This is a genomic window from Noviherbaspirillum sp. (genome assembly GCF_035254865.1).
In the GTDB taxonomy this organism is placed as follows: domain Bacteria; phylum Pseudomonadota; class Gammaproteobacteria; order Burkholderiales; family Burkholderiaceae_D; genus Noviherbaspirillum.
Genome location: NZ_DATFAF010000091.1, coordinates 18,012 through 42,933, shown reverse-complemented (window position 1 = coordinate 42,933; position 24,922 = coordinate 18,012). Strand labels below are relative to the sequence as shown.

General features: G+C 57.8%; 21 protein-coding genes and 1 tRNA gene. 16 read left to right on the top strand and 6 right to left on the bottom strand.

Annotated elements, in window-relative coordinates; all coding sequences use genetic code 11:
* Window positions 1-375: 375 nt before the first annotated feature.
* Both clpS and clpA read left to right on the top strand, forming a co-directional pair.
* The gene (gene clpS, locus VJ651_RS23045) at window positions 376-684 is read left to right on the top strand and encodes an ATP-dependent Clp protease adapter ClpS (protein WP_136414438.1); all 309 of its coding nucleotides are present in this window, start codon (window positions 376-378) and stop codon (window positions 682-684) included.
* Window positions 681-2,981, top strand: coding sequence for an ATP-dependent Clp protease ATP-binding subunit ClpA (gene clpA / locus VJ651_RS23040; RefSeq protein ID WP_136414440.1), 2,301 nt, complete (start codon window positions 681-683; stop codon window positions 2,979-2,981). Before clpS ends, clpA begins: the two co-directional genes overlap by 4 nt.
* A gap of 84 nt (window positions 2,982-3,065) precedes the next feature.
* Here clpA and VJ651_RS23035 read toward each other — a convergent pair whose 3' ends face one another.
* From VJ651_RS23035 to aat, 4 genes are all read right to left on the bottom strand, one after another.
* A complete protein-coding gene (locus tag VJ651_RS23035) occupies window positions 3,066-4,109 on the bottom strand; it encodes an NADP(H)-dependent aldo-keto reductase (protein ID WP_324109669.1) in 1,044 nt (347 codons plus the stop codon).
* A 60-nt stretch (window positions 4,110-4,169) separates the two neighbouring features.
* Window positions 4,170-5,213, bottom strand: coding sequence for a quinone-dependent dihydroorotate dehydrogenase (locus VJ651_RS23030; protein WP_324109668.1), 1,044 nt, complete (start codon window positions 5,211-5,213; stop codon window positions 4,170-4,172).
* 81 nt (window positions 5,214-5,294) lie between these two features.
* Window positions 5,295-6,047, bottom strand: a complete 753-nt coding sequence (locus VJ651_RS23025; protein ID WP_324109667.1) for an arginyltransferase — start codon at window positions 6,045-6,047, stop codon at window positions 5,295-5,297.
* 43 nt (window positions 6,048-6,090) lie between these two features.
* Complete coding sequence (aat, locus tag VJ651_RS23020) at window positions 6,091-6,846, bottom strand: leucyl/phenylalanyl-tRNA--protein transferase (protein ID WP_324109666.1); 756 nt, start codon at window positions 6,844-6,846, stop codon at window positions 6,091-6,093.
* 183 nt (window positions 6,847-7,029) lie between these two features.
* On the opposite strand from aat, the gene VJ651_RS23015 reads away from it, so the two are divergent.
* A complete protein-coding gene (locus VJ651_RS23015; RefSeq protein WP_324109665.1) occupies window positions 7,030-8,232 on the top strand; it encodes an ammonium transporter in 1,203 nt (400 codons plus the stop codon).
* A gap of 92 nt (window positions 8,233-8,324) precedes the next feature.
* Here VJ651_RS23015 and VJ651_RS23010 read toward each other — a convergent pair whose 3' ends face one another.
* Window positions 8,325-8,900, bottom strand: coding sequence for an NUDIX hydrolase (locus VJ651_RS23010; RefSeq protein WP_324109664.1), 576 nt, complete (start codon window positions 8,898-8,900; stop codon window positions 8,325-8,327).
* A gap of 149 nt (window positions 8,901-9,049) precedes the next feature.
* Between VJ651_RS23010 and VJ651_RS23005 the strand changes: the two genes are divergently transcribed.
* The 13 genes from VJ651_RS23005 to VJ651_RS22945 all read left to right on the top strand — a co-directional run bounded on the left by VJ651_RS23005 (window position 9,050) and on the right by VJ651_RS22945 (window position 23,703).
* Window positions 9,050-9,126, top strand: a tRNA-Met gene (locus VJ651_RS23005).
* A 157-nt stretch (window positions 9,127-9,283) separates the two neighbouring features.
* Window positions 9,284-10,186 (top strand): SMC-Scp complex subunit ScpB, encoded by a 903-nt coding sequence (scpB, locus tag VJ651_RS23000; protein WP_324109663.1) that lies wholly within the window; start codon window positions 9,284-9,286, stop codon window positions 10,184-10,186.
* Entirely contained in the window at window positions 10,164-11,747 is a 1,584-nt protein-coding gene (locus tag VJ651_RS22995) for a pseudouridine synthase (RefSeq protein WP_414691389.1), read from the top strand. Before scpB ends, VJ651_RS22995 begins: the two co-directional genes overlap by 23 nt.
* Window positions 11,748-12,016: 269 nt before the next feature.
* Window positions 12,017-12,502 carry a ribosome maturation factor RimP gene (gene rimP, locus VJ651_RS22990; RefSeq protein ID WP_324109671.1) on the top strand — a complete coding sequence of 162 codons (486 nt, stop codon included), beginning with the start codon at window positions 12,017-12,019 and terminating at the stop codon, window positions 12,500-12,502.
* Entirely contained in the window at window positions 12,499-14,058 is a 1,560-nt protein-coding gene (gene nusA / locus VJ651_RS22985) for a transcription termination factor NusA (RefSeq protein WP_136414457.1), read from the top strand. The genes rimP and nusA overlap by 4 nt, the downstream gene beginning before the upstream one ends.
* A 47-nt stretch (window positions 14,059-14,105) precedes the next feature.
* Window positions 14,106-16,931, top strand: a complete 2,826-nt coding sequence (gene infB, locus VJ651_RS22980; RefSeq protein ID WP_324109661.1) for a translation initiation factor IF-2 — start codon at window positions 14,106-14,108, stop codon at window positions 16,929-16,931.
* 117 nt (window positions 16,932-17,048) lie between these two features.
* Complete coding sequence (gene rbfA / locus VJ651_RS22975) at window positions 17,049-17,438, top strand: 30S ribosome-binding factor RbfA (protein ID WP_136414461.1); 390 nt, start codon at window positions 17,049-17,051, stop codon at window positions 17,436-17,438.
* A gap of 44 nt (window positions 17,439-17,482) precedes the next feature.
* Entirely contained in the window at window positions 17,483-18,421 is a 939-nt protein-coding gene (gene truB, locus VJ651_RS22970; protein ID WP_324109660.1) for a tRNA pseudouridine(55) synthase TruB, read from the top strand.
* A gap of 98 nt (window positions 18,422-18,519) precedes the next feature.
* Complete coding sequence (gene typA / locus VJ651_RS22965; protein ID WP_324109659.1) at window positions 18,520-20,355, top strand: translational GTPase TypA; 1,836 nt, start codon at window positions 18,520-18,522, stop codon at window positions 20,353-20,355.
* Window positions 20,356-20,467: 112 nt separating this feature from the next.
* The gene (locus VJ651_RS22960; protein ID WP_324109658.1) at window positions 20,468-21,361 is read left to right on the top strand and encodes a DMT family transporter; all 894 of its coding nucleotides are present in this window, start codon (window positions 20,468-20,470) and stop codon (window positions 21,359-21,361) included.
* A gap of 67 nt (window positions 21,362-21,428) precedes the next feature.
* Complete coding sequence (gene dusA / locus VJ651_RS22955; RefSeq protein WP_414691387.1) at window positions 21,429-22,457, top strand: tRNA dihydrouridine(20/20a) synthase DusA; 1,029 nt, start codon at window positions 21,429-21,431, stop codon at window positions 22,455-22,457.
* Between the two features lie 154 nt (window positions 22,458-22,611).
* Window positions 22,612-22,806, top strand: coding sequence for a hypothetical protein (locus VJ651_RS22950; RefSeq protein WP_324109657.1), 195 nt, complete (start codon window positions 22,612-22,614; stop codon window positions 22,804-22,806).
* A gap of 30 nt (window positions 22,807-22,836) precedes the next feature.
* On the top strand, window positions 22,837-23,703 hold the full coding sequence (locus VJ651_RS22945; protein WP_324109656.1) for an SDR family oxidoreductase: 867 nt from the start codon (window positions 22,837-22,839) through the stop codon (window positions 23,701-23,703).
* Window positions 23,704-23,726: 23 nt separating this feature from the next.
* Here the strand turns inward: VJ651_RS22945 and VJ651_RS22940 are convergent, their stop codons facing one another.
* Entirely contained in the window at window positions 23,727-24,749 is a 1,023-nt protein-coding gene (locus VJ651_RS22940) for a sigma-54 dependent transcriptional regulator (RefSeq protein WP_324109655.1), read from the bottom strand.
* Window positions 24,750-24,922 lie beyond the last annotated feature (173 nt).

The following is a 24,922-nucleotide window of genomic DNA, read 5'->3' as shown; positions in this document are numbered from 1 at the left end:
TTGGAATCGTTGAACCACTTGACGGTACCTGTTGCCATAAAAGCGTCTTTCATTAATAGCTAATCACACGAGCCGTATAAGCAAGAAGCCTCGCGTCACGCTGCCGCCCCCTCCTAAAACCTGCTCACTTCTATTGACAATCCCATAACGCTATCATTGTCAATAAGTACCATTGTTCCTGCAAAAATTATAAAAGTCAAGGCGGTTTTCTGGTCATTTTTGACATATTACAAGGAATCTTCAGCTCGTCGTCCTTGAATTCAGCGGTCGAAGCATCATCTGCGAATTGCGCGGAAAAAGCGTAATATCAATATCTAGTTGGAATACCCTTACTTTTGCGAATTCGGCAAAGTTGAACCCATTAGAATCAGACGTATGGCAACTCAGCATGAAAACGGTACGGTCCTTGCTAGGCAAGAGCAGAAGCTGAAGCCGCCGCCGATGTACCAGGTCCTGCTTTTAAATGATGACTATACGCCCATGGAATTTGTCGTTGCGATCATTCAGGAGTACTTTAACAAGGATCGTGAAACCGCGACGCAGATCATGCTTAAGGTTCATCGCGATGGAAAAGGTATGTGTGGCATCTATCCAAAAGACATAGCGTCCACTAAAGTAGAATTAGTTTTAACCCACGCTCGAAAAGCAGGACATCCCTTGCAATGCGTGATGGAGGAAGCATGATTGCGCAGGAACTTGAAGTTAGTTTGCACATGGCTTTTGTCGAAGCCCGCCAGGCGCGACACGAGTTCATTACAGTCGAGCATTTGCTGCTCGCGTTGCTCGATAACCCATCAGCTGCGGAAGTATTGCGCGCATGCGCCGTCAATATTGAAGACCTGCGCAAAACGCTGACGAATTTCATCAGCGACAATACGCCGACAGTACCTGGAACCAGCGAGGTCGACACTCAGCCGACACTCGGTTTCCAGCGCGTGATTCAGCGTGCGATCATGCACGTGCAATCCGCGTCCAACGGCAAGAAGGAAGTGACCGGTGCCAACGTGCTTGTCGCGATCTTTGGTGAAAAAGATTCACACGCCGTGTATTACCTGCATCAGCAAGGCGTCACACGGCTTGATGTGGTGAATTTCATCTCCCACGGCGTGCGCAAGGATCAGCAGCTCGATTCGCAGAAAGCGCCGGAAGGTACGGAAGATGCGCAGGCTGAAGGTCAGCAGAAGGAAAGTCCGCTCGATCAGTTCACGCAGAATCTGAACAAGCTGGCTGCCGAAGGCAAGATCGATCCGTTGATTGGCCGCGAAGCCGAAGTTGAGCGCGTGATCCAGACCTTGTGCCGTCGTCGCAAGAACAACCCTTTGCTGGTTGGTGAGGCTGGCGTTGGCAAGACCGCGATTGCGGAAGGGCTGGCATGGCGCGTCACGCAGGGCGACGTGCCTGAAGTGTTGCAGAACGCGGTCGTCTATTCGCTGGACATGGGTGCGCTGCTGGCGGGTACCAAATATCGCGGCGACTTCGAGCAACGTTTGAAGGCGGTGCTCAAGCAGCTGCGTGACAACCCGCACGGCATCCTGTTCATCGACGAGATCCATACCATTATCGGTGCGGGATCCGCATCCGGCGGCACGCTGGACGCATCCAATCTGCTGAAGCCCGCGCTCTCGAGCGGCCAGCTAAAGTGCATTGGCGCAACAACCTACACCGAGTTCCGCGGAGTGTTCGAGAAAGACCATGCGCTGTCGCGTCGCTTCCAGAAGATCGACGTGAACGAGCCAACCGTCGAGCAGACGGTGCAAATCCTGCGTGGCCTGAAGTCGCGTTTCGAAGAGCATCATGGCGTGAAATATTCGGCATCGGCCCTGACATCGGCGGCGGAGCTTGCTGCGCGATTCATCAACGACCGTCATTTGCCGGACAAGGCGATCGATGTGATCGACGAGGCGGGCGCCGCACAACGCATTTTGCCGAAGTCAAAGCAGAAGAAGACGATTGGCAAGTCGGAAATCGAGGACATCATCTCCAAGATCGCGCGCATTCCGCCGCAGAGCGTCAATCAGGACGACCGCACCAAGCTGCAGACGATCGAGCGCGATCTGAAGAATGTCGTATTCGGGCAGGATCCGGCCATCGAGGCCTTGGGTTCGGCGATCAAGATGGCACGCGCCGGCTTGGGCAAGATGGACAAGCCCATCGGCTCTTTCCTGTTCTCCGGACCGACCGGCGTCGGCAAGACCGAGGTGGCGAAGCAGTTGGCGTTCATCCTCGGCATCGAGCTGATCCGCTTCGACATGTCCGAGTACATGGAGCGTCACGCCGTGAGCCGTTTGATTGGCGCGCCTCCGGGCTACGTCGGTTTCGACCAGGGCGGTCTCCTGACCGAGGCAGTCACCAAGAAGCCGCATGCGGTGCTGCTGCTCGACGAGATCGAGAAGGCGCATCCGGATATCTTCAATATCCTGCTGCAGGTGATGGACCATGGCACGCTGACCGACAATAACGGTCGCAAGGCGGACTTCCGTAATGTGATCATCATCATGACCACAAATGCGGGCGCCGAAAGCCTCCAGAAGCGTTCGATTGGCTTCACCGACAAGAAGGAAGCCGGCGACGAAATGGCGGACATCAAGCGCATGTTCACGCCGGAATTCCGCAATCGGCTGGATGCCACCATCAGCTTCAAGGCACTGGACGAGGAAATCATCCTGCGTGTGGTGGACAAGTTCCTGATGCAGCTCGAGGAGCAACTGCACGAGAAGAAGGTCGAGGCGATCTTCACGGAGAACTTGCGCAAGTTCCTCGCGCGCAAGGGTTTCGATCCGCTGATGGGCGCACGACCGATGTCACGCCTGATCCAGGACATGATCCGCAAGGCGCTGGCGGACGAGTTGTTGTTCGGCCGCCTGGTATCGGGTGGGCGTGTCACGGTCGATCTGGACGAAAACGAGCAGATCAAGCTCGATTTCGCGGAAGGCGATGCATCGCCTCCGCCGGCACCTGAAGAAACGCTGGAAGTCGAATAAGCTGGTCTGGCTTCAAACGAGCCCGAATCCATTCAAGTGGATTCGGGCTTTTTTATATGCCGGGGGTGTTGCGGCGAGCCGGACTTATTGGGCCGGATTCGCGATTTCGGAATGAATGGCGTTGATGTTGCTGATCACTTCATCAGATAAGTTGACGGAGAACGCATCAATATCCTCCTGCAATTGCTGCATGGTGGTGGCGCCAATGATGGTCGATGCGACAAACCAGCGCGAATGGCACCATGCCAGCGCAAGCTGCGCCGGCGTCATGCCATTTTGTCGCGCGAGGGCGGCGTAAAGTTTCACGGCTTTCGCTACCGAGTCACGCAGGTAGCGAGGGCTCCAGCTTGGCGGGAAAATAGTCAGGCGACCATGTGCTTTCGGATGATCGAGATACTTGCCCGACAACTGGCCGAAACCGAGTGGGCTGTACGCGAGCAGGCCGACATTTTCGCGGAAGCAGGCCTCGTCGAGCCCCGATTCGAAGCTGCGATTCAACAGGTTGTACGCATTTTGAATGGATACGATGCGCGGCAAGCCGCTGGACTCGGAATGCTTGACGAATTCGCATACGCCCCATGGCGTTTCGTTTGATACGCCGATGTGGCGGATTTTTCCGGCCTTGACCAGATCCGCGAGTGCTTCCAAGGTATTTTCAATTGCTGCATGAGGGCGTTCCTTTTGGGGATTGAACGCGATCTGGCCAAAAATCGGCGCATTGCGGCTGGGCCAGTGCAATTGGTAGAGATCGATGTAATCCGTCTGCAGGCGTTTCAGACTGCTGTCAACGGCGGCCCGCAGATTGACAGCGTCGAAATCACTTTCGCCGTTGCGTATCCATGTTATTCCGCGTGAAGGGCCGGCGGCCTTGGTCGCCAGAACGACATCGCGCCGCTTGCCGGATTTCTTCAGCCAGGTGCCGATGTATGCTTCGGTACGCCCTTGCGTTTCGGCGCGCGGCATCACCGGGTACATTTCCGCAGTATCGATGAAGTTGATGCCGCGCTCGATCGCATAATCGAGTTGACTGTGCGCGTCGGCTTCGGTGTTCTGCTCACCGAAGGTCATGGTGCCAAGACAAATCCTGGAAACGTTCAGATCGCTGGTACCGAGAGTAATCTTTTCCATGTACGGGTATCGGTTAAGTTCGGGAGGTCATTCGCCTGGTTCGGCGGACATGACAGAACTTTAACGCGATTTGCGCAAGGCTGCTGCGCACTCCGTGACCAAGGCCGGACCGCGGTAGATCAGCCCGGTATAGAGCTGGACCAGCGATGCGCCGGCATCGATCTTGGCCTGCGCATCTTGTCCTGAGAGGATTCCGCCGACACCGATAATCGGAAGTGCGTCGCCCAATTCCGCTTTCAGGCCACGAATCACCTTGTTCGATGCTTCCAATACCGGCGCACCGGACAGACCGCCGGTCTCCTCCGCGTGCGGCAGCCCTTTGACGGCATCGCGCGAGATCGTGGTATTGGTGGCAATGACCGCATCCATCTTGTGGCGAAGCAGGGCGGAAGCGATAGTCTTGATTTGCTCGCTGTCGATATCAGGTGCGATCTTGAGTGCAATCGGCACGTAGCGCATGTGGTGGTCAGCAAGGCGATGCTGTGCGTTCTTGAGTTGCGACAACAAGGCATCCAGCTCGGAGCCGCCCTGCAACTGTCGGAGGTTTTTCGTATTGGGGGACGAGATATTGACGGTCACGTAACTCGCATACGGGTAGACCTTTTCCAGGCAATGCAAATAATCGTCGGCGGCGCGTTCGATGGGCGTATCCGCGTTCTTGCCGATATTGAGGCCGAGGATGCCTTCCTTGTTCTGGTAAAACTTCGATGCCTGCACATTGGCGACGAACGCATCGACGCCGCCGTTGTTGAATCCCATGCGATTAATCACCGCACGCGCTTTGGGCAGGCGGAAGATGCGCGGCTGCGGATTGCCGGGTTGGGCGCGTGGCGTCACGGTGCCCACTTCGATGAAACCGAAACCAAGTGCCGCCAGGCCATCGATATAGCCGCCATCCTTGTCCAATCCGGCAGCCAGTCCAACGGGGTTGGGAAAGTTAATGCCCATGACCGTTCGCGGATCGGGTGCGGGGCGTGCGATAAGCTGAGTCAGGCCGAGACTGGCGGCGCGCTTCAGCGCCGGCAAGGTGAAGTTATGCGCGGTTTCGGGATCAAGCGAGAAGAGGAAAGGGCGGGCGAGCGCGTAGAGGAGCTTGTTGGACATGACACTCAAGAGTTAGGCAATGGCGTGCGGGGCGCCATTCATGCGCCGCCGCGGAAGGCGCTATTTTACTCTTGCAACTTGTTAACGACCGCTGCCGGACAGATGGTCGGCGCGCCATTCTGCCCATCGGCCTCGTTGGAGCGCTTCCAGCGGCTTGAAATTGACCTTGTAAGCCATTTTCTGACTGTCCCTGATCCAGTAGCCGAGATACACATAGGACATGTCCAGATGTCTGGCTTGTTCAATTTGCCACAGCACGTTGAAGGTCCCGTACGACGCGCCCTCCACATCCGGGTCGTAAAAGGTGTACACCGATGAAAGTCCGTCGCTGAGGATGTCGATGATGCTGACCATGCGAAGCGTGCCGTCGCTTTCTCGGAATTCGACCAGGCGCGTGTTGACCTTGCTCTGAAGCAGAAACTGCGCATATTGGTCGCGGCTGTCCTGGTCCATGCCGCCGCCTGCATGGCGTGCCGCCTGGTAGCGAAGGTACAACTCATAATGTTCGGGAACATAGGCAAGGTTGGTGACCCAGGTCGTCAGATCCTGATGACGTTTCCATGCGCGGCGCTGACTGCGATTGGCGAAAAACTCCTTCACCTTGACCCGCACCGGAATGCACGCCTGGCATCCGTCGCAATAGGGGCGGTAAGTAAAGATGCCGCTACGACGGAATCCATTCTTGACCAGTTCGGAGTAGACATCCGCGTTGATGAGGTGCGAGGGCGTCGCGACTTGAGAGCGCGCCTGCCGGCCATCGAGGTAACTGCAGGGATACGGAGCCGTTGCGTAGAACTGCAAGGTGGCAAAGGGCAGGTCTTTAAGATGCGTCATATGCAGATAGCCGGACTGCGATAGTCATAATTTACACCTTATGTCATGGAGGACATAAGGGATTTTTTCCGCTTGCTCGAAATAATGGTAGCGGTTGCCATTCTTCTATCGGCGCAAGATCGACGGCCTCGCGCAGATGCGCGATGAATTCCGCTCGCGGTATCGGCGAAGCGCCCAGTGAGGCAAGATGGGACGTCTCCTGCTGGCAGTCGATCAGGGTCACCCCATGAGCGTGAAGAAAATGCACCAGATAGGCGAGAGCGATTTTGGAAGCGTCAGACACGCGCGCAAACATTGACTCGCCATAAAACATTTTTCCGATACAGACGCCGTACGCACCTCCGACCAGTTCGCCATCGAGCCACAGCTCCGAAGAGTGTGCATAGCCTTGGCGGTGCAGCGCGCCATAGCCGCGAATGATGTCCGGTGATATCCACGTACCGGCACTATCCTTGCGCGGTTCTGCGCATGCACGCATCACCTGCTCGAATGCGCTGTCGAAGCGAATTTCCCAGCGCCGGTCGGTGCGCATACTGTTGTCGACTTTCTTCAGTGTCTTTTTCAGACTATGGGAGATGACAAAACGTTCGGTCAGCAAGACCATGCGGGGATCGGTGCTCCACCAAAGGATCGGCTGGCCTTCCGAAAACCAGGGAAAAATCCCATGACGATAGGCTTCCAGCAAGCGTCGTGGCGACAAATCTCCACCGGCGGCGAGCAAACCCGGGGCCCCGTCGGCTTCGGTCAGTGCCTTGGAAACGTCGGGAAAAGGAGAGCGTGCATCCAGCCAAGGAATCATTGGACCTCCCCAAACTGGACCATGGTTCCGCACACTATCAGTGCAAAAACTCGTGTTTTTTGCATTTATTGAAAATTAATTCTTGTAATTCAATAACTTATATTTTCGCACCGCAACGGAATAGTTTTTGCTTAGGTGTTGTCGATCGTCATTATTTTGCACACTTATAGGGAGATCTTCTGCATGGGCGCGCTTAAAACCGGTACCGACGCATTATTCATATTGCTCGGCGCCATCATGATTCTTGCCATGCATGCCGGGTTTGCATTTTTGGAACTCGGTACTGTGCGCAAGAAAAACCAGGTCAATGCCTTGGTCAAAATATTAGTCGATTTTGCGGTATCCACGATCGCCTATTTTTTCGTCGGTTACACGGTCGCCTACGGCATCGGCTTCTTCACGGATGCAAACACATTGTCGGCAAAGAATGGTTTCGAGCTAGTGAAGTTTTTCTTCCTGTTGACGTTCGCGGCTGCGATTCCCGCCATTATTTCCGGCGGCATTGCCGAGCGCGCGAAGTTTTATCCACAATTGTTTGCGACCGCGCTCCTGGTCGGCCTTGTGTATCCGTTTTTCGAAGGCATCGCCTGGAACCATCAACTCGGCATCCAGGCGTGGCTCAAGGCAGCGTTTTCCGAAGAGTTTCATGATTTTGCCGGTTCGGTGGTGGTGCACGCGGTGGGCGGCTGGGCCGCCTTGCCGGCGGTATTGCTGTTGGGGGCGCGGCGCGGCCGCTATTCAAAGGATGGAGCGGTCGCCGCACATCCGCCTTCAAACATCCCGTTCCTTGCGCTTGGTGCATGGATCCTGACGGTGGGATGGTTCGGCTTCAACGTGATGAGTGCGCAGACGCTGGACAAAATGAACGGTTTGGTGGCGCTGAATTCGCTGATGGCCATGGTGGGCGGAACACTGATCGCAGTCCTGATGGGCAAGAACGATCCGGGGTTTGCCTACAACGGACCGCTTGCAGGTCTGGTCGCGATTTGTGCCGGATCGGACCTGATGCATCCACTCGGCGCCTTGATCACCGGCGGGGTTGCGGGTGCAATCTTTGTCTGGATGTTTACGCGCACACAGAACAAATGGAAAATTGACGACGTGCTTGGCGTCTGGCCATTGCATGGCCTGTGCGGTGTCTGGGGCGGCATCGCGGCGGGTATTTTCGGGCAGAAGGTGTTCGCGGGTGTCGGCGGCGTTTCCTTCATGTCCCAGTTGATTGGTACGGTCATGGGAGTGAGCATCGCCTTGATCGGATCGGCAATTATTTACATCGTCTTGAAGAAAGTTGTCGGCATTCGACTTGATCCGGAACAGGAATTCGACGGAGCAGACCTGTCGATTCATAAGATCAGTGCGACTGCGGAGCGCGAGACAAGCTGGTAGGCGTGCGCCATTGGCAGTTTGCGGAAATGAAAAAGGGCAGCAAGACGCTGCCCTTCCTTTTTTGATTGTCGGTGTGTCAGAGCGAGATAGTCCTAGTCGCTTCGCCGCATCGGTTTCAGAATGTCTCGCGTATGCAAGGAATATGCGCCGCCTTCGCTGCGAATACGCGCGAGGTCTGCAAAGAAGAACTTCAGTGTGTGCGCCACTGTGGGGAAGGCGATGTCGTCCCATGGAATCTGTGCTTCCGAAAACAATTCGACTTCGAGACTTTCGATGCCCGCCTGATAGTCCAGGTCAAGGAGAGTGGCACGATAGAACATATGCACCTGGTGCACGTGCGGCACGTTGAGCAGTGAGAACAGTTCGTGCAGTTCGATGCGCGCGCCGGCCTCCTCAAGCGTTTCGCGCATGGCCGCCTCACCCGTGGTTTCATCGTTTTCCATGAAACCCGCCGGCAGTGTCCAGTAGCCATGGCGCGGCTCGATAGCGCGCTTGCATAGCAGGACTCGCGTTTCATCGTTCTGTTCCCAAACCGGAATGGAGCCGATCACCATCTTCGGATTCTGGTAGTGAATCGTGCCGCATTGTTCGCATACATAACGCGGACGATTGTCGTCGGGCGGAATCAGCAGCGAGACAGGATGCGCGCATTCTGAGCAGAATTTCATAAAGGAGTGTGCGAATAAAGTGTTGGTCGTGGCCTGTTGTGAGTGTGCACGGCCCTCGAGAAGCCGCATCGCAAGTGTATCATCGCGCATGGCAATCAATATTGCATTTGCGTTGATCGTCGATACCGGATATACTTCATCCCTTCAGACGCGGGGTGGAGCAGTCTGGCAGCTCGTCGGGCTCATAACCCGAAGGTCGCAGGTTCAAATCCTGCCCCCGCAACCAAGTCTTTAAGTCTTATAAATTCCCGCCCGCCATTAAACCTCCAATAAATCTGGGCGTCGGAATAGTATCAACTGGTTCTCTAACCGGACGACATCGTCAGATGCCTGTCGTTGACGAAAATTCTGCACATTGTTAGTAAAAAACAAGACGCATAAAAATGAATACTATTGAGGCGAAGAAAGTCCTCGAAACGGCATTGCTTTGCGCCCATGAGCCCCTGTCGATCAACGACATGAAGAAGCTCTACGCGGAAAACGTCGACGCCGGTGAAGAAGTGATCGGCGCTGACACCATCAAGTCGATGCTCGAAGAATTGCGCAATGACTGGGCCGACAAGGGTATCGAGATTGTCAGTCTGTCGACCGGTTGGCGGTTTCAGAGCCGCCCCGAAATGAAGAAGTATCTCGAGCGCCTGAATCCGGAAAAACCCCCGAAGTATTCGCGTGCCACCCTTGAAACGCTCGCCATCATCGCATACCGGCAACCTGTGACGCGCGGCGATATCGAAGAAATTCGCGGCGTGACTGTTAATTCGCAGACCATCAAGATGCTCGAAGACCGGGGCTGGATCGAGGCAATCGGGCATCGGGATGTGCCGGGGCGCCCCGCGCTGTTTGCAACCACTAAACATTTCCTTGATGACCTCGGACTGACCTCGCTCGATCAACTGCCGCCTTTGCAGGACGTCGCGAAAGAAGAGGTCCAGGGAGGTATGTTGCCGGAAATGCAGGCGCTGGAAAGCGGGATGCAATCCAGCGTCGACCAGGCTGCTATGGAATTTCCAGGGCAGCCATGCGCAGAAGACGCGCAAACCGAAACCGCACAGAATCCCGAGGCAGTTGAGGCGATCAATGCCGGCCTTGAGGCATCTGTGTCAACCGTCGCAGAAGAATCGAATTCTCCTGGCGATGCCGACTCTATACCGCTTGTTTCTTCGGAATCCGAAGCGGAAGAGGTTCCTTCCGTTGATGTCGCGCCCGTAGAAGAGGCGCAAGATGACATCGCAACAAGAAGCCAGCATGATCAAGAACCGAACGATGAATCTGCCTACCCACGATGAGACGCCAGTGGCCAAAACCACCGATTCTTCCGCAAACGCGGACTCCGGCAAGAGCGACAATTTGACGCCAGATAGCACGTCCTCCGGCTCCGCTCAAGCGGAGGAAGGCAAAACGAAACCCGCCAAACGTGGCGTGCGTGGTCCGCGCAGCCTGAGGCGTGCAAGATCGCCGCGCCAATCCGATGTGGAAGGCTCCTCCAGCCAGGAAGTTGCATCGGAAGGTGCAGGCGAACAGGCTCCTATAGTTGATGTGGCGCCGGATGCGGGCAAGACCCAGCGGAAAGCCGTGGATGGACGCAAGCGAGACGAGCGTCAAAAAGGAAAGCCGGCCCAGAAGCAACGGGGAAAGCAGGCTGGTCCCGTCAACAAGACGCAGCAGCCGCGCGCCAAGGGCGGCCCTAACGACGATATATTTTCCTTTGTTACTTCCGATGCATTCGACAGCTCCGTTGCGGACGAGGATGTAAAAGGAGCGCGTCGCGGCCAGGCGGCAGTGAAGACTGTTCGGCGCGACCTGACGGCCGAGGACGATGCGCCGAAATTGCATAAGGTGCTGGCTGATGCCGGCCTCGGTTCGCGTCGCGACATGGAAGAATTGATCATCGCCGGACGGGTGTCCGTCAATGGCGAGCCGGCACACATCGGTCAGCGGATTCTGCCGACCGATCAGGTGCGCATCAACGGCAAGCTCATTCAGCGCAAGATCAGCAAGCGTCCGCCGCGGGTTCTTGTTTATCACAAGTCGGCAGGCGAAATCGTGAGTCATAGCGACCCTGAAGGGCGCCCGTCCGTATTCGAGCACTTGCCCACGATGAAAGCGGGAAAATGGCTTGCCGTCGGTCGACTCGACTTCAATACCGAGGGCTTGCTGCTCTTTACGACCTCGGGCGATCTTGCGAATCGCCTCATGCATCCGCGTTATGGCATCGAGCGCGAGTATGCGGTGCGTACGCTTGGCGAACTCGAAGAGGGTATGCGCCAGAAGCTGCTCAGTGGCGTTGAGCTGGAAGATGGCGTCGCGCAATTTTCAAAGATCTCGGATGGTGGCGGGGAAGGAGCGAACCGCTGGTATCGCGTGATTATTGGCGAAGGACGCAACCGCGAAGTGCGCCGAATGTTTGAGGCCGTGGGTCTGACGGTATCGCGTCTGATCCGGACTCGATATGGTGCATTGACCTTGCCGAGTAATCTGAAGCGTGGCCGGTGGGAGGAGCTCGACGAGCAAGCCGTACGCAATTTGATGGCGCTAAGCGGCCTTGAAAAGGCTGCTGGTTCGACTTCGGGCAAGGCCCGCCCCGAACGTCAGGCGGTCGATCGCAACGGCAACGGCAACGGCAACGGTTTTGACAAGAATCAGGGGCAAAAGCGTGGCCCGGCTCGCGGCAACAGTCGCGGACAGGGGGCGCAACGCAGCCGTCAGCCGGATCCGCTGCAAACTGCGCTTGGTTTCCCTGATGCCGGACAACCTCGCCGCGGCGGCGGGCAAGCGCGTGCAGGCGGCGGACAGGCACGTGCGGGGATAGGAATGCACGCCATCGTGCGCCGGCGAACACGCGGTTAAGTGGCGCCGGACGGTTGGTCCGGCGTGAAAATTTCTGATTTGAAATTATTTGACCCTCTGTTCTGCGGAGGGACCTTATTGCCATTGCGATGCACCAAATAATTGTTTATAATTAGAGAGTTAACAAAAGTCGGCCCGCAAGAGTGCTTGTCGGGAACTACACCCGCATGGGCTGGAGCGATAAAAAAGATGGGCAGATGCCCATTTTTTTTTTCTTCAACGGATTCTGCGTGTGTTTGCCCCGGCTTGGATCGCTACGGAGAATGGTTTTGCGGTTGTTGGATTTAATTGAAAGAACAGTCGTTGGCATGGGCTATGAACTGGTCGAATTCGAACAGGCGGCTCATGGACTGCTGCGCGTATTCATCGACTTCCCGCCTGAAGATGCGGACAAGGGCAACATTACGGTGGAGGACTGCGAGAAGGTCAGTCATCAGTTATCCCATGTGCTGACGGTGGAAAACGCGAATTACGAGCGGCTCGAGATTTCGTCGCCGGGTCTGGATCGCCCGCTGAAGAAGCTGGCCGACTATGCGCGTTTTGCCGGACAGGAAGCGATCGTGAAGTTGCGGATGCCGATGCCGGGTGCGGCAAATCGCAAGTCGTTTCAAGGCGTTTTGCATATGCCGGACGGCGAAACGCTGAAGCTGGAATTTGAAGGAAAAGATGGGCCGGCGATGCTCGATTTTACGCTCGCCGATGTGGACAAGGCACGCCTGGTGCCGAAAGTGGACTTTAGGAGTCGCAAAGCATGAGTCGTGAAGTATTGTTGTTGGTCGATGCGCTGGCACGAGAGAAAAACGTCGATAAGGAAATCGTCTTCGGAGCGCTCGAGCATGCGCTCGCGCAAGCGACCAAGAAACGTTACGAGGGCGACGTCGATGTGCGCGTTTCTATCGATCGCGAAACCGGCGAGTTCGAGTCCTTCCGCCGCTGGCATGTCGTGCCCGACGAGGCTGGCTTGCAGTTGCCCGACCAAGAAGTGCTGCACTTCGAGGCCAAGGAACAGATTCCGGATATCGAAGTCGATGATTACATCGAAGAGCCGATCGAATCCGTCGATTTCGGTCGCCGCTTTGCGCAGGATACCAAGCAGGTTGTGCTGCAACGTATTCGTGACGCCGAACGCGAGCAGATCCTTGCGGACTTCCTGCAGCGCGGCGACTCGCTTGTTACCGGCACCATCAAGCGCATGGAACGTGGCGATGCCATCGTTGAATCCGGAAAGATCGAAGCCCGCCTTCCGCGCGACCAGATGATTCCGAAAGAGAACCTGCGTATCGGTGATCGTGTTCGTGCCTACATCCTGCGTATTGATCGCAATGCGCGCGGTCCGCAGGTGATCCTGTCCCGCACGGCGCCGGAATTCATCATGAAGCTGTTCGAGCTGGAAGTGCCGGAAATCGAACAAGGCTTGCTGGAGATTAAATCGGCGGCGCGCGACCCGGGTGTGCGCGCGAAGATCGCAGTATTTACCAGCGACAAGCGCATCGATCCGATCGGTACCTGCGTCGGCATGCGCGGCTCGCGCGTGCAGGCGGTGACCGGTGAATTGGGCGGCGAGCGCGTGGACATCGTGCTGTGGTCGGAAGATCCGGCGCAGTTTGTGATCGGTGCGCTGGCGCCGGCGAATGTTTCGTCGATCGTCGTCGACGAAGAAAAACATGCAATGGATGTTGTCGTTGACGAGGAAAACCTGGCAATTGCCATTGGGCGCGGCGGGCAGAATGTACGGCTTGCATCCGAGTTGACCGGCTGGCAGATCAATATCATGACGGCTGAAGAGTCCGCGGACAAATCCGCTGCGGAAGCCGCCGCGATTCGCGCCGTGTTCATGGAGAAACTCGATGTCGACCAGGAAGTTGCCGACATTCTGGTGGAAGAAGGTTTTTCCAGCCTGGAGGAAATTGCCTACGTGCCGATTACCGAAATGCTGGATATCGAAGCATTCGATGAAGACACCGTGAACGAGCTGCGCAATCGCGCACGCGACGCGCTGGTGACCGAAGCGATTGCATCGGAAGAGGGCCTGGAAGGCATGACGGACGAGCTGGTCAACCTGGACGGCATCGACCGTGTCACGGCCGGCAAATTGGGCTTGGCCGGGATCAAGACGCTGGAAGCGTTTGCCGGTTTAGCTTATGACGAATTCGGCGCGATTCTGGCATTGCCGATCGAGCGTTCGCGTCAATTGATTGAAAATGAATTTGAGGATGTGACGGATGATGAAATGCGGCTCATCGACGCCAAGTACGATGACCGGGCGCGCGCCTTGCAGGCGAAAGCGCGGGAGCTGACCGAGACTAAATGATCCGCAACGCTCCATTATCATCTGAGCCACATAGAAAAGAGGACTGAATGGCGAGTAACAACGTAGCCCAATTTGCCACCGAACTGAAGATGCCCGCAGACCTGCTGTTGACGCAACTGCGTGCTGCAGGCGTCGACAAGAGTTCGGCGTCCGATCCATTGTCCAAAGACGACAAGGATAAGCTGTTGAATCACTTGCGCCGCGCACATGGCGCGTCCCCCGACGGCGAGAAAAAGAAGATTACGCTGACGCGCAAGGAAACAACCGAGATCAAGCAGGCCGACGCCACAGGCAAGTCGCGCACGATCCAGGTTGAAGTTCGCAAGAAGCGCACGTTTATCAAACGCGACGAGCCGACGATTGAAGAAGCGCCGGCAACAGCGGTGGAAGCTCCTGCTCCGGTTGTCGATGAAGCCGAAACGGCACGTCGGGCGGAAGAGGCGCGCCGACAGGCTGAGCTGATCGCGCGTCAGGAAGCGGAACTGCGTGAAAAGCAAGAGCATCTGGCCAAGCTGGAAGCCGAGAAGGAAGCGCAGGCGCGGGCCGCGCGCGAACGCCAGGCGGCTGAAGAGGCCGAGCGGGTCGCGGCGGCAGCTCAGGCGCAAAAAGCGGAATTGACTGCGGCTGAAGAGAAGACGCGCCAGGCCGACGAAGAGGCCAAGAAGAAAGCGGCCGAACAGGAATCCAAGGCGGCTGCCGAAAGAGCGGCCGCGACCGAGCGCGCGCGCAAGATGGTGGCTGACGAAGTCGCGCAGATCAAGGCGATGATGAGCGCGCCGCGCAAGGTCATGAAGGCGCCTGAGCCTGCTCCGGCAGCACCGGTTGCTAAGGCGGCAGAAGGCACCTTGCACAAGCCGGCCGAGAAAAAGCCGACTGACAAAAAAGAAGAAAAGAAACCGGCGGGCGGTGACAAGAAGTCGATCAAGTCGGCCAATGTCTCTTCAACCTGGCAGGATGATGCTGCGAAAAAGCGCGGCGGCCTCAAGACACGCGGCAACGGTGCGGCAACGACCCCGGGCGGCCGCGACGGCTGGCGCAGCGGCCCGAAGGGACGTCGCGGACATGGCCATGACGACCAGCGCGAATCCAATTTCCAGGTCCCGACCGAAGCCGTGGTGAAGGAAGTGCACGTGCCGGAGACGATTACCGTCGCCGAGCTGGCGCACAAGATGGCAGTCAAGGCTTCCGAAGTAATCAAGCACTTGATGAAGCTTGGCCAGATGGTCACGATCAACCAGGTGCTGGACCAGGAAACCGCGATGATCCTCGTGGAAGAAATGGGCCACAAGGCATTTGCCGCCAAGCTCGACGACCCCGAAGCCATGCTGGAAGAAGTCGGCGCCACGCATCCCGATGCCGAAGCATTGCCGCGCGCTCCGGTGGTGACCGTGATGGGTCACGTCGACCACGGCAAGACTTCGCTGCTCGACTACATCCGCCGCGCCAAAGTGGCAGCGGGTGAAGCAGGCGGCATTACACAGCATATCGGCGCGTATCACGTCGAGACACCGCGCGGCATCATCACCTTCCTCGATACGCCGGGCCACGAGGCATTTACAGCAATGCGTGCACGCGGCGCGAAAGCGACCGACATTGTGATTCTGGTGGTGGCGGCCGACGACGGCGTGATGCCCCAGACCAAGGAAGCGATCGCCCATGCGAAGGCGGCTGGCGTTCCGATCGTGGTTGCGATCAACAAGATCGACAAGCAGGGTGCCAATACCGAACGTGTGACGCAGGAACTGGTCACCGAAGGTGTCGTGCCGGAAGCCTACGGCGGCGACGCCCCGTTCATCCCGGTTTCCGCCAAGACGGGGCAGGGCATCGACGATCTTCTGGAAAACGTTCTGCTGCAGGCGGAAGTGCTGGAACTGACCGCGCCGATCGACGCGAATGCCAAGGGGCTCGTCATCGAAGCGAAGCTCGACAAGGGCCGTGGACCGGTGGCGACAGTACTGGTTCAGTCCGGTACCTTGAAGCGTGGCGACGTGGTGCTGGCAGGCTCTTCATACGGCCGCGTGCGGGCGATGCTGGATGAAAACGCAAAAAATATTTCCGAGGCAGGTCCGTCGATTCCTGTCGAAATCCAGGGCTTGACCGAAGTGCCGGCTGCCGGCGAGGAAGTGATGGTCATGGCGGATGAGCGCAAGGCGCGCGAAATCGCCTTGTTCCGTCAAGGCAAGTTCCGCGACGTGAAGCTGGCCAAGCAGCAGGCGGCCAAGCTGGAAAACATGTTCGAGCAGATGGCCGAGGGCGAGGTGAAGAATCTGCCGTTGATCATCAAGGCCGACGTGCAGGGTTCGCAGGAAGCGCTGGTTCACTCGATGCAAAAATTGTCGACCAGCGAAGTGCGCGTGCAGATCGTGCATGCCGCAGTCGGCGGCATCAGCGAGTCGGACGTCAACCTGGCCGTGGCCTCGAAGGCCGTCATCATCGGCTTCAACACGCGTGCGGATGCCGCCGCGCGCAAGCTTGCGGAAGCAAGCGGCATCGATATTCGCTACTACAACATCATTTACGATGCGGTGGACGAGATCAAGGCTGCGATGTCCGGCATGCTGGCGCCGGAGAAGCGCGAACAGACACTGGGTCTTGTGGAAATCCGCCAGGTGTTCCATGTCAGCAAGATCGGCGCGATTGCCGGCTGCTACGTGCTCGACGGCATGGTCAAGCGTGGCGCCTCGGTTCGCCTGTTGCGCAACAATGTAGTCGTCTGGACCGGCGAGCTCGATTCGCTCAAGCGCTTCAAGGATGATGTGAAGGAAGTGAAGTCCGGCTTCGAATGCGGCTTGTCGCTGAAGAACTTCAATGACATCAAGGAAGGCGATCAGCTGGAAGTCTTCGAGATCCAGGAAGTCGCGCGTACCCTGTAAGCCGGCTGCGGCCGGCAGCTTTGCCGGTCCGGTGGACACGCAACCGCAATCCCGGGATCTCAAGGCGAGGTCCCGCGGTGCAGGTTGCTTCATAACAGGCTCAAAGGTTGCATCATCATGGCTAAACACAGCAAATCCATCCCGGGCCGCGGCGTGCGGGTGGCGGACCAGATTCAGCGCGATCTCGCCGAAATCATTGCCTACGAACTGAAGGATCCGCGCGTCGGGATGATTACCATTACCGAAGTCCAGGTCACTCCGGATTATGCGCACGCGAAGGTGTTTTTCACCACGCTGGTCGATAATGAGGAAGCGGTGCAAAACACGCTGTCCGGCCTGCGCAAGGCGGCTGGTTTCATTCGCGGCCAGCTGGGACGACGCCTGACGATTCACACCATTCCCGAACTGCATTTCGTGCATGACACGTCGACTGTGCGCGGCATGGAATTGTCGAAGTTGATCGACGAAGCGAATGCAACCCGCTCCAAGGACTCGGAGCCGGACTGAGTTTTTCATGTCGGGCGGAATCGCGCGGCATTTTCCTTTTTACTATGGCGCAAATATCGCCCAAGAAACCCCGCGTGCCCGTGCATGGCGTATTGCTACTGGACAAAGGCGCGGGCCATTCCAGCAACGACGTGCTGATCAAGGCCAAGCGGCTGCTGAATGCGCAAAAGGCAGGGCATACCGGCACGCTCGATCCGTTTGCGACCGGCCTGCTCCCCTTGTGTTTTGGCGAAGCAACGAAGTTTTCGCAGGATCTGCTCGATGCGGACAAGACTTACGAAGCGCTTGTTCATCTTGGCGTTAGCACCGAGACGGGCGATACCGAAGGCGCGGTCACTGCAGAACGGGCGGTAAGTGTCACGCGCGAGGAGATCGATGCCGTCCTGGGCAGGTTTCGTGGTGAAATCGATCAGGTGCCTCCGATGTATTCCGCGCTCAAGCGTGATGGCAAGCCTTTGTATGAGTACGCGCGGGCAGGCGTGACGCTGGAACGCGAAGCACGGCGGGTGACGATTCATGCACTGGAGTTGCTGGACTATCAGGCGCCGTTCCTGAGGCTGCATGTGAGATGCAGCAAGGGGACTTACATACGCGTACTGGGCGAGGATATCGGCGCAGCGCTTGGTTGCGGAGCGCATCTGCAGGCATTGCGCCGGATCGGCGTGGGAAACTTGTCCATTGAGCATGCCGTGACGCTTGAGACGCTCGCCGCCACGCCCGAACAGGAGCGGACCGGCCGGCTCGCGGCGGTGGATGCATTGTTGTCGTCCTTCCCGCCGGTGGTGTTGCCGGATGCCTTGGCGCAACGTTTCCTGCACGGTCAGCGTCTGGCCTTGGGGAAGGAAAACCTCGCATTTCCTGCCGAATTCGGCCGCGTGCGCGTCTATCGCGAGGGTGATGGTTGCCTGCTCGGTACCGCGCAGTTGATGGAATATGGCGTGCTTGCGCCTGAACGCCTCGTCGCAATGGCGGCAAATGCGTAAATGCGCCGCAACTCTTTGAAATTTCAACACTTTTGTTAAGGTTGAGGCGGACCGGCATGCTATACTGTTTGGTTCCCCGAATCTTGCGCTAAACCACTATGTCAAATACCAATCGCGCTCTGCGCAACATCGCCATCATTGCGCACGTCGACCACGGCAAAACTACGCTGGTCGACCAGTTGTTGCGCCAGTCCGGCACCTTCCGCGAAAACCAGCAGGTCGATACTCGCGTCATGGACTCCAACGATCTGGAAAGAGAGCGCGGGATCACGATTCTGGCGAAGAATTGCGCGGTCGAGTACGAAGGCACGCATATCAACATCATCGATACGCCGGGCCACGCCGACTTCGGCGGCGAAGTGGAGCGCGTTCTGTCGATGGTGGATTCGGTGCTGCTGCTGGTCGACGCGGTTGAAGGCCCGATGCCGCAGACGCGCTTCGTGACGCGCAAGGCGCTGGCCCTCGGCCTGAAGCCGATCGTGGTGGTGAACAAGATCGATCGTCCGGGCGCGCGTCCGGACTGGGTGATCAACGCCACCTTTGAATTGTTCGACAAGCTGGGCGCGACCGAAGATCAGCTGGATTTCCCGGTGGTGTACGCATCGGCGCTGAACGGCTATGCCAGCCTCGACGCGAACGTGCGCGAGGGAACGATGAAGCCTTTGTTCGACGCCGTGCTGGAACACGTTCCGGTGCGCGACGACGATCCGGACGGGTCCTTGCAGCTGCAGATTTCTTCCCTGGATTATTCCTCTTACGTCGGCAAGATCGGTATCGGCCGGATCAAGCGCGGCCGCGTGCGTGCGCTGCAGGATGTGATCATTCTGAACGGTCCGGATTCGACCCCGATCAAGGCGCGTATCAATCAGGTGCTGAAATTCAAAGGCCTGGAGCGTCAGCTTGTCGATGAAGCACAGGCCGGCGACATCGTGCTGATCAACGGTATCGAAGAAATCGGCATCGGCAGCACGCTGTGCGCCACGGATGCGCCGGACGCATTGCCCATGCTGAAAGTGGACGAGCCGACGCTGACCATGAACTTCCTCGTGAACAATTCGCCGCTGGCCGGCCGCGAAGGTAAGTTCGTCACCAGCCGCCAGATCCGCGATCGTCTCGATCGTGAGCTGAAGTCGAACGTGGCATTGCGTGTGACCGATACCGGCGACGATACGACGTTCGAAGTCTCGGGTCGCGGCGAACTGCACCTGACGATTTTGCTGGAAAACATGCGCCGCGAAGGCTACGAGCTGGCGGTGTCGCGTCCGCGCGTGGTGTTCAAGGATATCGACGGCGTCAAGTGCGAGCCGTACGAATTGTTGACGGTGGACGTGGAAGACGCGCATCAGGGCGGAGTGATGGAAGAGCTTGGCCGCCGTCGTGGCGACCTGCAGAACATGGAACCGGACGGCAAAGGACGCGTGCGTCTCGAATACCGAATTCCTGCACGCGGGCTGATCGGCTTCCAGTCGGAATTCATGACGCTGACGCGCGGCACCGGTTTGATGAGCCATATTTTCGATGACTACGCACCGGTTGACAGCACCAAGCCTGAACTGGCGGGCCGTCGCAATGGCGTGCTGATCTCGCAGGACGACGGCGCCGCCGTGGCTTATGCGCTGTGGAAGCTGCAGGATCGCGGCCGCATGTTCGTCAGCCACAACGATCCGGTGTATGAAGGCATGATCATCGGCATCCATTCGCGCGACAACGATCTCGTGGTCAATCCGATCAAGGGCAAGCAGCTGACCAACGTGCGTGCGTCCGGCACGGATGAAGCCGTGCGCCTGGTGCCTCCGATCCAGCTGACGCTGGAGTATGCGGTGGAATTCATCGAGGATGACGAGCTGGTGGAAATCACGCCGAAGAGTATTCGTCTGCGCAAGCGCTTCCTGAAAGAGCACGAGCGCAAGAAGGCGTCGCGCGAGGCAGCATAATCGCGTCCCTTCCGAAAGTATCGGGCGGCTGATCCGGCCGCATGACAACGTTGGATCATCTTCAAGCCCGGTCACCCTTGCGGTTACCGGGCTGATTTTTTGTGGATTGATCATGCCAATATTGAATTCGCATCAGCGGGCGATACTGCTGATGATTATTGCGCCGACCATGTGGAGCATGGCCGGCGTACTCACCCGCCATCTCGACGCGGCGCGTGGATTCGAGATCACGTTCTGGCGCAGTTTTTTCTCGGCCACTTTCGTCGCGGGCGCCATGATGATGACGCTGGGATGGAGCAAGGCGGTCGCAACGGTTTTGGCCGTTGGGCGCCTCGGCGTGTTGAGCGGTCTGATGTGGAGCGTGATGTTCATGTGCTTCATGATCGCGCTGACCAAGACAACGGTCGCGAATACGCTGATCGTGATGAGCATCTCGCCCTTGCTGACGGCATTTCTTGCGTGGCTGTTTCTCAAGCAGCGGATCGCGCAGCGTACCTGGGCTGCGATCATCGCGGCCTTCATCGGCATACTCTGGATGTTCGTCAGCAGCATGAGCGGTGTGCAGGGGCAGCATCTGGTCGGGATGATGATTGCCACGGCGGTGCCGATTGCCGCGGCGGTCAACCTGATCGCGATCAAGCGGGCGGGCCACGGCGTTGATCTGATTCCGGCCGTGTTGTTAGGAAGCGTCTTTTCGGCGGCCATGATGCTGCCGTTTGCGTGGCCTTTGCAGGCGTCGCTGCATGACATTGTCATCCTGGCGATTCTCGGCTTTTTCCAGCTGGGCCTGCCCTGTATGTTGATGGTGCGCGCGGCCAAGCGCTTATCGGCGCCGGAAGTGTCCTTGCTCGCTCTGCTGGAGGTCTTGCTCGGGCCGCTGTGGACCTGGCTGGGTGCCGGTGAAGTGCCCGCGCGGGAGACCCTGATCGGTGGCGCAGTTGTCATGCTTGCGCTTGTATTCAATGAGCTGGCGGCCATGCGGACCGTTGCCGTGGCCAGGAATTAATCACATTCGCCGCCAGGAGCTGCGCACGCTCGTCGTGCCGCAAGCCAAGCCGGTAAAATACTTTCCCATGACGATCCTCACCCAAGAAATCGCCACGCTGCCTCCCCGCCGCCTGTCCGTTGCACCCATGCTGGACTGGACGGATCGCCACTGCCGCATGTTTCATCGGCAGATCACGCGTCATACCTGGCTCTATACCGAAATGGTGACGACCGGCGCCTTGTTGCACGGCGACGTGGAACGTCATCTCAATTTCAACGACGAGGAGCATCCGGTTGCGCTTCAGCTGGGCGGCAGCGAGCCTGCCGAGCTTGCGCAAGGCGCGAAGCTTGGCGAGCAGTGGGGTTACGACGAGATCAACCTGAATTGCGGCTGCCCGTCGGAGCGCGTGCAAAAGGGCGCATTCGGTGCCTGCCTGATGGCAAAGCCGCAACTGGTGGCCGACTGCGTGAAGGCGATGCGGGATGCGGTCAGTATCGATGTGACCGTCAAGCATCGGATCGGCATCGACCAGGTCGAGGCTTACGATTTCGTGCGCGACTTTGTCGGCACCATTGCGGAGGCCGGATGCACGACCTTCATCGTACACGCGCGCAATGCGATTCTCAAAGGCTTGAGTCCGAAGGAAAACCGCGAGATTCCGCCGTTGAAAGCCGAATACGCCTACCGCCTCAAGCGTGATTTCCCGCAACTCGAAATCATCATCAATGGCGGCATCAAGACCGTCGAGGACATCGACGCGCATTTGCTGCATGTCGACGGCGTGATGATCGGGCGCGAGGCGTATCACAATCCCTACCTGATGGCCTCCTTCGATGCGCGCTATTACGGTGATGCGACGCCGGTGAAATCACGGGCCGAAGTGCTGCAGGCGATGCTGCCCTACATGCGCGAACAACTTGTGCGTTATGGCAAGAGTCGTGTCGGCGGCGGCTTGCGTCTCAATAGCATGACGCGTCATATGCTCGGGCTGATGGCCGGCATGCAGGGCGCGCGCGCATTCCGTCAAATCCTTTCCGATTCGAAAAAGCTTGCGGCCGGCGATCCCGCCCTGCTGCTGGAAGCGCTTGCACGCACGCAGCCTACCGCGGCCTGATTCATCCTTTTCCCCTCTGCATCCTGCTCTGTGCCATCGCGACAATGGCACAGAATTCGCTCGTCATTTTGTTTCTTGTTGTGATCGAAGGCCTTGAAGATGAATGTCTTCCGGCGATCGATCATTTTCATCAACTAATCATGGAGAGACGGCCATGCCACTGAAAGGCGGAAAGAGTCAGGATGCGGTGAAGAGCAATATCAAGACGCTTGTGCATGAATGGGAAGACGAAGGCAAGATTGGCAGCAGTCATCCCAGGTCGAAAAAGAAGGCAATCAAGCAGGCGGTGGCGATATCGCTGAAGAAAGCCGGCAAGAGCCGGACGCAGCAGAAGCCCCGGAAGCATTGAGTTCGGCGCAGTGCATTGGAAAGGATGACCATGTCTAATCAGGAAGCCAAGCCCGATATTCCACCACAGCATCAGGAGCATCAGCCAGGCTCGGAGGCGGCCATGCGGCCGCGCCCCGAGTCGGAAATGCGCAATTACAAGGGCAGCGGAAAGCTCAAGGGTAAGGTGGCGCTCGTGACCGGCGGTGACAGCGGCATCGGTCGCGCCGTCGCCATCGGGTTTGCCAAGGAAGGCGCGAATGTGGTGATTGCCTACCTCGACGAACACGAAGATGCGAAGGAAACGCAGCGCCATGTCGAAGCGGAAGGGCGCGAATGCGTGATTCTCGCCGGCGATGTCGGCGATGCCGGGTTCTGCGGCAAGATGGTGGACACCGCGATATCCTCATTCGGCAGGCTCGACATCTTGGTGAATAACGCCGCGCAGCAATATCCGCAGAAGAGCATCGAAGACATCACGGAAGAGCAATTGCTGAAGACCTTCCGCACCAATGTGTTCTCGATGTTCTTAACGGTAAAGGCTGCCTTGCCGCACCTGAAGCCTGGCGCGCGCATCATCAATACCACTTCGGTGACAGCTTATCGCGGCAGTGCGCACCTGCTGGATTATTCGTCGACCAAGGGAGCGATCGTCGCGTTCACGCGCTCGCTGTCGCAGCAGCTGATCCAGCGCGACATCCTGGTCAATGCGGTGGCGCCGGGGCCGGTGTGGACGCCGCTGATTCCGTCGAGTTTCGAGGAAAAAGCGGTCGATCATTTCGGCGAGAAAGCGCCGCTGGGCAGGCCGGGGCAGCCGGATGAAATCGCGCCGTCCTATGTCTTCCTGGCGAGCGAGGACGCATCCTTCATGTCAGGACAGGTCTTGCATCCGAACGGCGGCGAAGTGGTCAATGCATGACGCGGCCTGCCGCCACATGACGCTCAATATTCCTTGAGGCGGTTGTACAAGGTCTTCAGGCTGATGCCGAGCGCCTCGGCGGTGAGGCGCTTGTTGCCGCTGTAGTGTTTCAATGTCGCAAGGATGATTTCCTTTTGCGCATCGGCCAGCGGCGTGCCGACGAAAAAGTTCAGGTAGCCTTCATGCTCGGTGGGCTTCTTGGTCGAGAGATCGGAAATGCAGTCCTCGATGTTCAGCGTATCGGTTGCCAGGATGAAGGCGCGGTGCACCACGTTCTTCAGTTCCCGCACGTTACCCGGCCACGAATAGGAGCGAATCACTTCCAGCGATGCGCGCGAAAAAACTTTCTTCGTATTTTCCTTTTCATTGAGCAAGTCGAGGAAGTGCTGCGCCAACAATTCGATATCGGTGCCGCGCTCTCGCAAGGGTGGAATGCGAATCGGAAAGACGGCCAGGCGGTACATCAGGTCGGCGCGCAGGCTGCCATCCTTGACGGCGAGGTCGAGATCGCGATTGGTTGCTGCCAGCAGTCGCACATCGACCTTCACTTCCTCGTCGCCGCCGACACGCAGAAAGGTGCCCGACTCGAGCACGCGCAGCAATTTGACTTGCATGTCGACCGGCATCTCAGTGATCTCGTCGAGGAACAGAGTACCATGCGACGCATGTTCGAAGTAGCCGATCTGCTGGCGTACGGCACCCGTGAAACTGCCTTTCTCATGTCCGAACAATGCCGCCTCGATCAGGTGCGCCGGGATCGCGCCGCAATTCACCGCAACGAAGGCTTGTCCGCTGCGCGCACTCGACTGATGGATCGCCTTGGCGATCACCTCTTTGCCGGTGCCGCTTTCGCCCACGAGCAACACCGTGGCGTCGGTTGCGGCAACTCTTTCCACTTGCTGGTAGAGCTGCTCCATGGCTGGAGAAGTGCCTTGCAGAATGCCAAGGCGGTTGAGTGATTTTTCGAAATTCATTTCGGGTTCCAGCCGGTCAGCGGGAGGCAGGGCGTCGTTGTGCCCCGCCATGAGCGTCTGATTCGATGCCATGATTTTTACATCAATGCCTGAAGTAGCGCTTGCGTAAATTCAGTTCCTTCACGCAAACGCGTGGGGTTTCGAGATAGGTCAAATGTGTTGAAGGCGACGCGACCGACCAAGGTGAGGGACTCGCGCGAAGCATGGTCTAACAATACACGATATCGTGCAGCGCGTCTTCGCAT

Coding starts and splice junctions, on each gene's coding strand:
- clpS (WP_136414438.1), top strand. CDS start 376: ATGGCAACTCAGCATGAAAACGGTACGGTCCTTGCTAGGCAAGAGCAG.
- clpA (WP_136414440.1), top strand. CDS start 681: ATGATTGCGCAGGAACTTGAAGTTAGTTTGCACATGGCTTTTGTCGAA.
- VJ651_RS23035 (WP_324109669.1), bottom strand. CDS start 4,109: ATGGAAAAGATTACTCTCGGTACCAGCGATCTGAACGTTTCCAGGATT.
- VJ651_RS23030 (WP_324109668.1), bottom strand. CDS start 5,213: ATGTCCAACAAGCTCCTCTACGCGCTCGCCCGCCCTTTCCTCTTCTCG.
- VJ651_RS23025 (WP_324109667.1), bottom strand. CDS start 6,047: ATGACGCATCTTAAAGACCTGCCCTTTGCCACCTTGCAGTTCTACGCA.
- aat (WP_324109666.1), bottom strand. CDS start 6,846: ATGATTCCTTGGCTGGATGCACGCTCTCCTTTTCCCGACGTTTCCAAG.
- VJ651_RS23015 (WP_324109665.1), top strand. CDS start 7,030: ATGGGCGCGCTTAAAACCGGTACCGACGCATTATTCATATTGCTCGGC.
- VJ651_RS23010 (WP_324109664.1), bottom strand. CDS start 8,900: ATGAAATTCTGCTCAGAATGCGCGCATCCTGTCTCGCTGCTGATTCCG.
- scpB (WP_324109663.1), top strand. CDS start 9,284: ATGAATACTATTGAGGCGAAGAAAGTCCTCGAAACGGCATTGCTTTGC.
- VJ651_RS22995 (WP_414691389.1), top strand. CDS start 10,164: ATGAATCTGCCTACCCACGATGAGACGCCAGTGGCCAAAACCACCGAT.
- nusA (WP_136414457.1), top strand. CDS start 12,499: ATGAGTCGTGAAGTATTGTTGTTGGTCGATGCGCTGGCACGAGAGAAA.
- infB (WP_324109661.1), top strand. CDS start 14,106: ATGGCGAGTAACAACGTAGCCCAATTTGCCACCGAACTGAAGATGCCC.
- rbfA (WP_136414461.1), top strand. CDS start 17,049: ATGGCTAAACACAGCAAATCCATCCCGGGCCGCGGCGTGCGGGTGGCG.
- truB (WP_324109660.1), top strand. CDS start 17,483: ATGGCGCAAATATCGCCCAAGAAACCCCGCGTGCCCGTGCATGGCGTA.
- typA (WP_324109659.1), top strand. CDS start 18,520: ATGTCAAATACCAATCGCGCTCTGCGCAACATCGCCATCATTGCGCAC.
- VJ651_RS22960 (WP_324109658.1), top strand. CDS start 20,468: ATGCCAATATTGAATTCGCATCAGCGGGCGATACTGCTGATGATTATT.
- dusA (WP_414691387.1), top strand. CDS start 21,429: ATGACGATCCTCACCCAAGAAATCGCCACGCTGCCTCCCCGCCGCCTG.
- VJ651_RS22950 (WP_324109657.1), top strand. CDS start 22,612: ATGCCACTGAAAGGCGGAAAGAGTCAGGATGCGGTGAAGAGCAATATC.
- VJ651_RS22945 (WP_324109656.1), top strand. CDS start 22,837: ATGTCTAATCAGGAAGCCAAGCCCGATATTCCACCACAGCATCAGGAG.
- VJ651_RS22940 (WP_324109655.1), bottom strand. CDS start 24,749: ATGGCATCGAATCAGACGCTCATGGCGGGGCACAACGACGCCCTGCCT.